Raw genomic sequence first — 9255 nt, 5'->3', positions numbered from 1 at the left:
TTGACTGTTACTGGGCGGGGTGTGGAAGCGATTCCTACAACTCAAACGCAAGTGCGCCTGGGGGTTGAGGTGCAGGGGAAAACGGCGGCCCAGGTGCAGCAGGAAGTGGCGAGGCGATCGTCGGCTGTGGTAGAGTTGCTGCGATCGCGCCAAGTCGAAAAACTCGAAACTGCCGGCATCACCCTCAATCCCATTTATAACTTCGACAACAACCAACAGCGCTTGACGGGCTATACAGCGACGAATACCGTCAGTTTTCGGATTAATACTGCATCTGCCGGCACTTTGCTTGACGATGCGGTGAATGCCGGAGCCACACGCATCGACGGCGTGAGTTTTGTCGCTGCCGATAGTGCGATCGAATCTGCTCGAAAACAAGCACTCCGCAAAGCAACTCAAGATGCTCAAGCGCAAGCGGATGCAGTCTTTAGCGCCCTCAACCTCAAGCGGGGAGACATTCTGGGCATTCAAGTCAACGGTGCGATCGCCCTAATTCCCGACCGCAATCCCCAAAAGTCGATCGCCATTACCGCTCACAAAGATGAAATTGGCATCCTAGAGAATCTAGCACTCATGCAGGCTCTACTCGATAACCACCTATCCTGGATACAGTAGACCTGTTACCTGCATCAAGTTAACAGACGTTTGTCCTGCTGACGACACTCACAAGCTTGATTTGCCACAACCCCTAGCCTTCACCCCAAGCTGACAAGAAGCCCGTTATTCTCAAACGCAACATTTGTTCTTGAACACCTGGGTTTTAGCACCTGCTTGTACGTCCGGTGAGGCTGGTCACCACCGCCACTAACTCAGCAGCATCTACGGGTTTGGTCAAATGCATCTGAAAACCTGCTAATAGTGCCTGCTGACGATCATCATTCCGGGCATAAGCCGTCAGCGCGATCGCGGGTAGCCTACCGCCCCGCTGCGCTTCAAGTTGACGTAACTTGCGGATCAGGGAGTAGCCATCCTCATCCGGCATCCCAATATCGCTCACTAAAACATCGGGCTTGCGATCGGTTGCGGTTTCGATAATGGTCAAGGCCTCCTTGGCCGAAGCCACAGCCATGACATCAGCACCATACTTTTCGAGAATCGTGCTCAGCAACTCTAGCGCGTCAGCCTCGTCTTCTACCACTAAGATTTGTAATCCTTCAAGGGTCGGCGAGGCCTCAACCCTCCCATTCGCCTCGACCAGCGAGTTTAATGGCTCTCGATCGCTGGGTGGTAGGTGGATAATCATCACGGGCAGTTTGACTGTAAAGGTCGTCCCCTGTCCTACCCCTGGACTCACTACCGTTACAGTCCCGCCATGTAATTCAACTAATTGACGCACAATGGCTAATCCTAAACCCAACCCCCCATAACTGCGAGTAGTCGTGCTGTCGTGCTGGCTGAAGCGATCGAAGACAAAGGGTAGAAAGTCCGAGCTGATGCCTGCTCCAGTGTCGCTGACAGTAATTTCAACATGGGAATTAACCCGCTGCAAACTAATCTGGACTCGCCCGTCTTTAGGCGTAAATTTGAGGGCGTTAGAAAGTAGATTCCACACAACTTGCTGCAACCTATCGGCATCACCCAAGAGCGGGCCAGCTTCAGAATCGAGCACGCTTTGCAGGCGAATTGACTTTGCCTCAGCCGCCAAGTGTACAGACTCAATCGCCGATTCAACCACCGGCACGAGATTGACAGGACGGACTCGGAGGCGGAGTTTACCTGTGATGATGCGAGAAACATCGAGGATGTCTTCGATGAGCTGGGCTTGAGACTTCGCGTTTCGCTCGATCGTCTCCAAAGCCCGCGCCACCTTATCCTCACTCAGGTTTTTTTGCCGTAACATCGTTGACCACCCTAAGATCGCGTTGAGAGGAGTTCTGAGTTCATGAGAAAGAATCGAGAGAAACTCATCCTTGGCACGGTTGGCTGCCTCTGCGTCTGCTCGAATTATTTGTTCACGCATCAATAATTCGTCTTTGGTGCGATTAGACGCTTCGAGTTGGGAAGTGCGTTCCTGCACCCGTTGCTCTAGCTCCACATTAATCGCCTCGATACGGCGGCGACTCTCTTCTAGTTCCTGGTTTGTAAGGGCGAGTTGGGCTGGACTTGGCGCATCGAGCGCCACTGGAATTAAGGGAATTAGTAAAAAGGTGAACGTATAGAAAGACCAAACACCAGTGACAGCTTTGATCAGTCCTGAAACCCAATAAATGGGGTGCCAAAGTGTCACTATTTCCATCAGGTGCGTCGTGCCACATAAGGCAAAGATAAAAAAGAAACCCACCAGCAGCATCACCGTGTGGGCAGGCAGATCCTTACGCTCATTTGTAAAGTAAACAATGGCAACCGCCACCGAGTAATAAGCCAGGGTAGTCAAGGCATCTGACGTTAAGTGCAGCCAGACTAACCCCGGTTTCCAGAGGTAACAATGCCCGTGAGGAATGAAATTACTAGAAAAGAAGGTGCTTAAGAGGTCAGGCATATTAGTTTACGGCACTGTCAAGTTAATTTAGGGGGTGTCATCAATTCAACCAGATGACCGCAGCAGCCAGAATAATCGCACGCCGGAAAGTTCACCGCGCTAGGGTGATAGCGCGTCGCGATTGCCTGATACTGCTTGAGCTTGGGGAAAAAGTTCTCAATCAAATGACGGGCTTTGTACAATTGAGCATCGTAAGTTTCCAGGGTCTTGCAATTGTGGCGAGGTGAAATCACGGTGGTCTTCCCCCGGCATTGAGGCGGTCAATCACACGCTGATCTGGATCATAGCCCTTGTTTGGCAGCAGTGTATCCGCCACCACTAACGGCTGCAGTTGGTCGCATCCTGCTCGCATCACCAGCTTGTCCGGGGGCGAGGTGAAACCCCAACGGATTGCCCAACGCATCCACGCGCTCCCATGAATCTTGTTACTCAATCCCCTTTTGCTGCGTCCAATTGCTTCATTCCTAGGCTCCTCAAAAAGCTCAGCAGGAAGATGTTTCTTTCAAATGGGAAAATGCCCGAATTAAAACTAAGTGTACCGCCGGGGTAATAGAGGTTCAGTTGACAGTTGACAGTTGACAGTTGACAGCGACCTCTACCTGGAAGGAAGAGGATGGGAGTAATGAATAGTCTTCTTTTAATTTCTCCCGATACGGCTTGGGGCTTTAAACCAATTCTTTCTGTAAATCTGCTTTAATATATGTAAAAATTCGCTCCTAAAAACGAAAAACAAAAATGTTAGACTTCGATCGCCTGTTCCAAACAATCGAAGAATTAGTAATGCTGCACTCACCCAGCGGTGCGGAGTCGGAAATTAACCAGCGGTTGATGGAAAAATTCGCCGCCCTGGGAGTGAATGCTTGGCTCGATCGGGCGGACAATGCGATCGCCCTAATTAAGGGCCGCAATCCCGAAAAGTCGATCGCCATTACCGCCCACAAAGACGAAATTGGCGCCCTAGTTAAAACAATAGGCGAGAGTGGCCGCGTGGAAGTCCGCAGATTGGGCGGCGCATTTCCTTGGGTTTACGGCGAAGGCGTGGTCGATTTGCTCGGAGACAAGCAAACCATTAGCGGCATTCTCAGCTTCGGTTCCCGCCATGTTTCTCACGAATCTCCTCAGAAAGCTCAGCAGGAAGATGTTTCTTTAAAGTGGGAAAATGCCTGGATTGAAACTAAGTGTACCGCCGAGGAATTAGCCGAGGCCGGAATTCGACCGGGCACGCGGATGGTGGTGGGAAAGCACCGCAAGCGCCCGCTGCGGTTGAAGGACTGGATCGGGAGCTACACTTTGGACAACAAAGCTTCAGTGGCGATTTTGCTGGCTCTGGCGGAATGTTTGAAAGAGCCTGCGGTGAATGTTTATTTGGTAGCGTCGGCGAAGGAGGAGGTTGGGGCGATCGGAGCTTTGTATTTCACGCAGCGCCAGCCGTTGGATGCGCTGATCGCTTTGGAAATTTGCCCTCTGGCACCGGAATACCCGATTCTTGACAGCGAAAACCCAGTTTTGCTGGTTCAGGACGGCTACGGAGTCTACGATGAAGGATTGAACGCCCAATTGCGCGCAGCAGCCACAGCAGCCGATGTAGAGGTGCAGTTGGCGGTAATTAGCGGTTTTGGGAGCGATGCTTCGATCGCCATGAAGTTCGGCCACGTAGCCCGCGCCGCTTGTTTGGCTTTCCCCACCCAGAACACCCACGGCTTTGAAATTGCTCATCTCGGGGCGATCGGCAATTGCGCGGCCATCCTCAAAGCCTACTGTGACAAGCTTTGGGACGAGTAGAAAAAAAAGTTTCGCAAAGTAGTTGACAGATTGGGAAAGATTAGTTAAGGTAATAAAGGTGCGGAACACAAGCAAACGCAACGACGCGCCCCCATCGTCTAGAGGCCTAGGACACATCCCTTTCACGGATGCGACGGGGATTCGAATTCCCCTGGGGGTATTGAAAATTTAACTCTGATATCCAAGTGATATCTAGTATATGGGGTGGGCATTTTGCCCGCCCTTATTGCTATTAGGACTTACGCACGGATAGCCAGAAACCAGGTTTTTACCCAGAAGACCCGTCACAGCCTGCAGCAACCGCAAAAACCGGCCCGGCTTTATTTAGTTTGGTTCCTGGTGCATCGTTGAGCGATTTACCCCGGATTATTGAGCGGATACATAGGCTCAATATAGTTGAACACTTAGACAGCTAATAGCAGCAAAGGGAGTGCGATGTACATACCTGTTACTTTCGACCACAGCGGCATCCAAAGGAACGAAGCAATAGAAATAAAAGTTAGAAACTTTAAAGACTTAAACTTACAGGAAAGACATATTGAAGAGTTCTTACGCAAAAACATTAATTTGCTCTTTGGGGATGACCAAACTCTTCTAGTTGTAGGTCAACAAGTTCGTAATGCAAGTAATGGGATTAGCGACTTAACTGCCATTGATGCAGATGGCAATATTGTTCTAATCGAGATTAAACGCGACGTACAAGACATCAAAGCCAGAAAAGAACCTTTTGAATTTCAAGCTATCAGGTATGCCGCGAGTTACGCCAAAATTTCTACACCTGAATCCCTTGTAGAGTTGGTCTATAGTTCGTATATCGAGATCCACAAATATGAGTATGAATTAGGTGATTTGACTCCTAGTGAAAAAGCGAGACGAGAGTTGAATAAATTCTTGTCCAGCAATGACGCACTCAAAACTTTTAACAAAAAACAACGAATAATACTTATAGCCTCATCCTTTGATGAGCAAACCCTTTCTGCTGTTGCTTGGTTGATTGCAAATGGGGTAGACGCCATCTGTCTTAATATCACTCCTGTTTTTATAGGAGACCAAGGTTTTTTGAGTATTGAGAAAATTTTGCCTCCGGCACAACTGGATGATTTTTACGTGGGTTTAGCCGGAGAATCTTCTACAATCAAGGAAGAAATTATATCCACTGCTTCTGCCTTTAATAGAACTTGGCTACCTCGAATGGATCAGTTGTTTGAGTGGGAATTAATCAAAGCTGGGGATAGCCTTGAAATTAAAAATTTTAAAAGCTCTGAAGCTATCATAATTGATGATACATTTGTCAGATTTAATGGGGAAGAAATCTCCTATAATAATTGGGGAAAGAAAGTTACTGGTTGGTCTTCTATAAATATTTATGAATGGGCAATGCTTAGTTCGATTAAGAAGACATTACATGAACTAAGGATGGAAAAAATGGCAGAGTTGGAAGCAAAAGCCAGGCAAAGTGAAAAAGTTTAAAACGAAGATGTGGGATAGATTACATACAAAATTGTGATACGGGATCTTAGATCGTGTCCGCTCGATCGAAATTTCTGTAGTAGGTTGGGTTGAACTTAGTGAAACCCAACAACAGTTGATGTTGGGTTTCATGATTATATAGCAATCATCAATCTCGCAACTTCAGCAACGGTTCAATCTGCTCCCTTTGAAACTGCAATTCATCCGCCAAAGGCTGATAAATTTCTCGATCGCCCGATTCATTGCAATAATCCCACAAACCATTGTAACAGTGCCTGTCGTCGTCCCAACCCGGATGGTTAACAATCGGATACAAGCAGATTCCCTCTATCGGAACTCCTGCTTTCATCGCCGCTATTACCTCAGTGCAAACATAATTAAACCAGACAGGTCTAAAATCGTCTTCAGTGCCTGTTTCGGCTATGAATAAGGGGCGACGATAGCGCTCAAACACTTCTTGCAGCAATTCACGAAACGGGCGGTACAGCGGATCGGTGTATTTCATTGGGTCTTCATTGTGAATCCACTGATTGCGATCGTAATAATTCACCCCAATAATATCGAGATATTTTTCCTTACCGCCGAGTTCTGGGCGAAAACGTCCAGCCAACATATCCCAAGCTTGATATTGAGATAAGCGATAACCTTCCGCCGCGTCCCGATCCTCCGGTTTGTCAGGATCGGCAATAATGTTAATTGTGGGATCGATTTGAACGATGCGAGTGCGGGGATTGACTTCCCAAACTGATTCTATTGCTGCGATCGCAGCTTTGACTAGCTGGATTTTGAGCTCGTCTCCCCGCCCTTTTGCAAACGGATTGATGTACGCGACATCGCCGCCGGCCCAAGCAATAAATGAAATTTCATTAACAGGTGTTACGAAAGGTGTTTGGTCTGTTTCCTCAGTTAGCACTTCCATAAAAGCGCGCACCATGCTTGCAAACCTGGACACAAATTCGGGACTGAAAATATCAATATCGTCTGGCCAGCCGTAGTGAAACAAATCCCAAATTACCTGCATTTTCATGTCGCGGGCGGCGCGGATGATTGGCAGGGAACTGGAAAAATCGTATTTTCCGGGTGTCTGTTCGATTAAGTGCCAGCGCAGGCCTTCGCGGACTGTGTAAATGCCTTGCTGCTGCAAGCGTTGGTAGTCGGCTGCTGCAAATTTATCGTGACCGGTGGCGGCTGTGACATCGAGGCGTTTTCCAGATTGCACTCTGTGGGTGGAACATTCAAATCCGCCCATGAAAAAACTTTGAAACATCAATCCAATGGGTAATGGGTCATTAAGGTTTGTAGTCAGGACTTGAGTCCTTAAATCTTAATCAGAAAGGATTAAAGCCCTTACTACAAAAGGTGTTTTTGTAAGAACTATATCGATCGGCAAAAAGTCAAAATGAAATGAGAAAAAAATCTCAGATTTTTACTTTTTCCTTGACAAATCACCAATTAGCACTGAGTAATAGCTTGCGGCTGTGAACTTTCTTCGGGAATATCCCAGCCGAGAGTTGCCGCGGCGATCACCTCTACGGGAAACTTGGGAGTGCGATCGGCATACAGCAAACCGTTAGCTTCTTGGTAAGTATCGGTTAACTGCGTGTAACAAAATCCGCTGAACATTTCCACTTGGTTTACCACCTTCAACAGCGCGCTGTAGCGCCTTTGGAGTTCCAACGTGTCCGACGCGCGCACATAGCCCCAAACCCTGTAAAAATCAGGGTTTTCGCGACCGGCGCAGGCAATGCCACCGAATTCTGTCAGCATCATCGGCTGTCCTTGGTGCGGGTGGCCGTCGAGGGTGAGGACTCGCCCGCCGGGACGCCCGCGATCAAACAAATCGGCTAGCTGGACTTCGGGCCCGTAGCGCTTGGCTAGGGTTTGCGGATTGTTGTCGTAGTCGTGAATCGCCAGGATGTCGGTATCGATGCTTTCCCAGCCGTCGTTACCGATGACGGGGCGAGTCGGATCGAGGGTTTTTGTCAAGAAATACAGCGCTTGCACGTAGTTGCGGTGGGCTGCGGCTTCGACTAAATTCGGAACTCCCCAAGATTCGTTGAACGGCACCCAGACTACGATACAGGGGTGGCTGCCGTCGCGCTCGATGACTTCCGTCCACTCCCGCGTCAGCCGTTGTACGGCTTTGGGAGTGAAGCGGTAGGCGCTGGGCATTTCTTCCCAAACTAGGAGCCCCAGCACGTCAGCCCAGTACAAAAATCGGGGGTCTTCGATTTTTTGGTGCTTGCGGACGCCGTTGAAACCCATTGCTTTGACTAATTCGACATCGTGCCGCAAAGCTTCGTCGGAAGGGGCAGTCATCATGGTGTCGGGCCAGTAACCTTGGTCGAGCACCAGTCGCAAATAGTAGGGGCGGCCGTTGAGCATGAAGCGATCGCGCTGGATGCTGACCGTCCTCATGGCGGTATAAGATTTAACCTCGTCGAGTAGTTTGCCGTCCGCCCACAACTGCACTTGAGCGTTGATTAATGTCGGTTTTTCGGGACTCCACAGCAATTCGTTGCGGTAGTCGTCGATACCAGGGTCGGAGAGGGCGATGCGGCGGTGGATTTCGCCGTTGATGACTTCGTAGGTGTCGTTGACCAGAAGCATACAGCCGATCGACAGTTTAACTTTAATCTGGATTCCCGACTGGCGATCGCCCGCGACAAACGCTTCAAAACCAATTTCCCAGCGTTCAAACTGCGGAGTCCAGCGGATGCGCTCGATATAAGTGTGAGGCACCAATTCTACCCACACCGTCTGCCAAATACCGGTCGTGCGCGGATACCAAATACTGTGCGGCTCTATTTGCCAGTCTTGCTTGCCACGGGGTTGTTCCAAATCTTGCGGGTCGTCGTGGGCCCAGACTGTAACCCGCTGCATCCCGTTGAGATTCACAACTGCTGTAATGTCTGCGGTGAAAGGAGTGTGTCCGCCTTCGTGTTCGATGACAAACTGACCGTTCACCCAGACGCGGGCGCGGTAGTCTACGGCCCCAAAGTGGAGGAGAACTCTGCCTTCTGTGTGGGGTATGTCAAATTCGCGTTCATACCAGCAGTTGGCGTGAAAATTCGTGTCGCCGATCCCGCTTTTTGCCGATTCTGGAGCAAACGGCACTTCTATAGTGTGAGTCCACTCAGAAATATCGATCGGCTGCACGCAGTGGCCCGCGTCATCGTAAGCAAACCTCCACTGACCATTGAGACAAATCCAGTTGCTCCGGCGCAGTTGGGGGCGCGGATAACCTGTTTTCCGTCCTTGAACTGTCACCTTACTATCAAGAGTTGCAGACTCTTCTATCTCGCAATTTTCTAGTTCTCTACCTAACCAACTCATCGGCACATCTACCCAAAGTTATATTTATAGGTTAGCTACAATTACCCCGACTTTGACAAGTTTTTTGCTGATTAATTTGCAAAAGTTCTGCACCTTAAAACAGCCTCATCAGAAGGCTCTCTTGTGCTGAAGTCATTAGTCAGAAGAAAGAAGTATAAACCAGGAAGAAAAAATAAGGAAGATTTTTT

The 9255-nt window shown here is 49.2% G+C and carries 6 protein-coding genes and 1 tRNA gene; 4 read left to right on the top strand and 3 right to left on the bottom strand.

Translation table 11 applies throughout. The features are described 5' to 3' along the window. Positions 1-615 (top strand): SIMPL domain-containing protein (locus QUA42_RS12050; RefSeq protein ID WP_333137499.1); only part of this gene is annotated, 615 nt, incomplete at its 5' end. A gap of 145 nt (positions 616-760) precedes the next feature. Here QUA42_RS12050 and QUA42_RS12045 read toward each other — a convergent pair. Further along, on the bottom strand, positions 761-2479 hold the full coding sequence (locus QUA42_RS12045; RefSeq protein ID WP_333137498.1) for an ATP-binding protein: 1719 nt from the start codon (positions 2477-2479) through the stop codon (positions 761-763). A gap of 735 nt (positions 2480-3214) precedes the next feature. Between QUA42_RS12045 and QUA42_RS12040 the strand changes: the two genes are divergently transcribed. The 3 genes from QUA42_RS12040 to QUA42_RS12030 all read left to right on the top strand — a co-directional run bounded on the left by QUA42_RS12040 (position 3215) and on the right by QUA42_RS12030 (position 5731). After that, positions 3215-4261 carry a M42 family peptidase gene (locus tag QUA42_RS12040; protein ID WP_333137497.1) on the top strand — a complete coding sequence of 349 codons (1047 nt, stop codon included), beginning with the start codon at positions 3215-3217 and terminating at the stop codon, positions 4259-4261. Positions 4262-4348: 87 nt separating this feature from the next. Then, positions 4349-4421: transfer RNA gene (locus tag QUA42_RS12035), tRNA-Glu, on the top strand. A 275-nt stretch (positions 4422-4696) separates the two neighbouring features. Further along, positions 4697-5731 (top strand): hypothetical protein, encoded by a 1035-nt coding sequence (locus tag QUA42_RS12030; protein ID WP_333137496.1) that lies wholly within the window; start codon positions 4697-4699, stop codon positions 5729-5731. A 148-nt stretch (positions 5732-5879) separates the two neighbouring features. On the opposite strand, the gene QUA42_RS12025 is transcribed toward QUA42_RS12030, so the two are convergent. Continuing rightward, a complete protein-coding gene (locus tag QUA42_RS12025) occupies positions 5880-6998 on the bottom strand; it encodes a beta-glucosidase (protein WP_333137495.1) in 1119 nt (372 codons plus the stop codon). Positions 6999-7183: 185 nt separating this feature from the next. After that, on the bottom strand, positions 7184-9067 hold the full coding sequence (locus QUA42_RS12020) for a glycoside hydrolase family 2 TIM barrel-domain containing protein (protein WP_333137502.1): 1884 nt from the start codon (positions 9065-9067) through the stop codon (positions 7184-7186). Positions 9068-9255: the final 188 nt, after the last annotated feature.

This window comes from Microcoleus sp. Pol11C2 (assembly GCF_036701505.1).
Classification (GTDB): domain Bacteria; phylum Cyanobacteriota; class Cyanobacteriia; order Cyanobacteriales; family Microcoleaceae; genus Microcoleus.
Note: the sequence above shows the minus strand (reverse complement) of the source record. Positions and strands in the feature narration are given on the sequence as shown.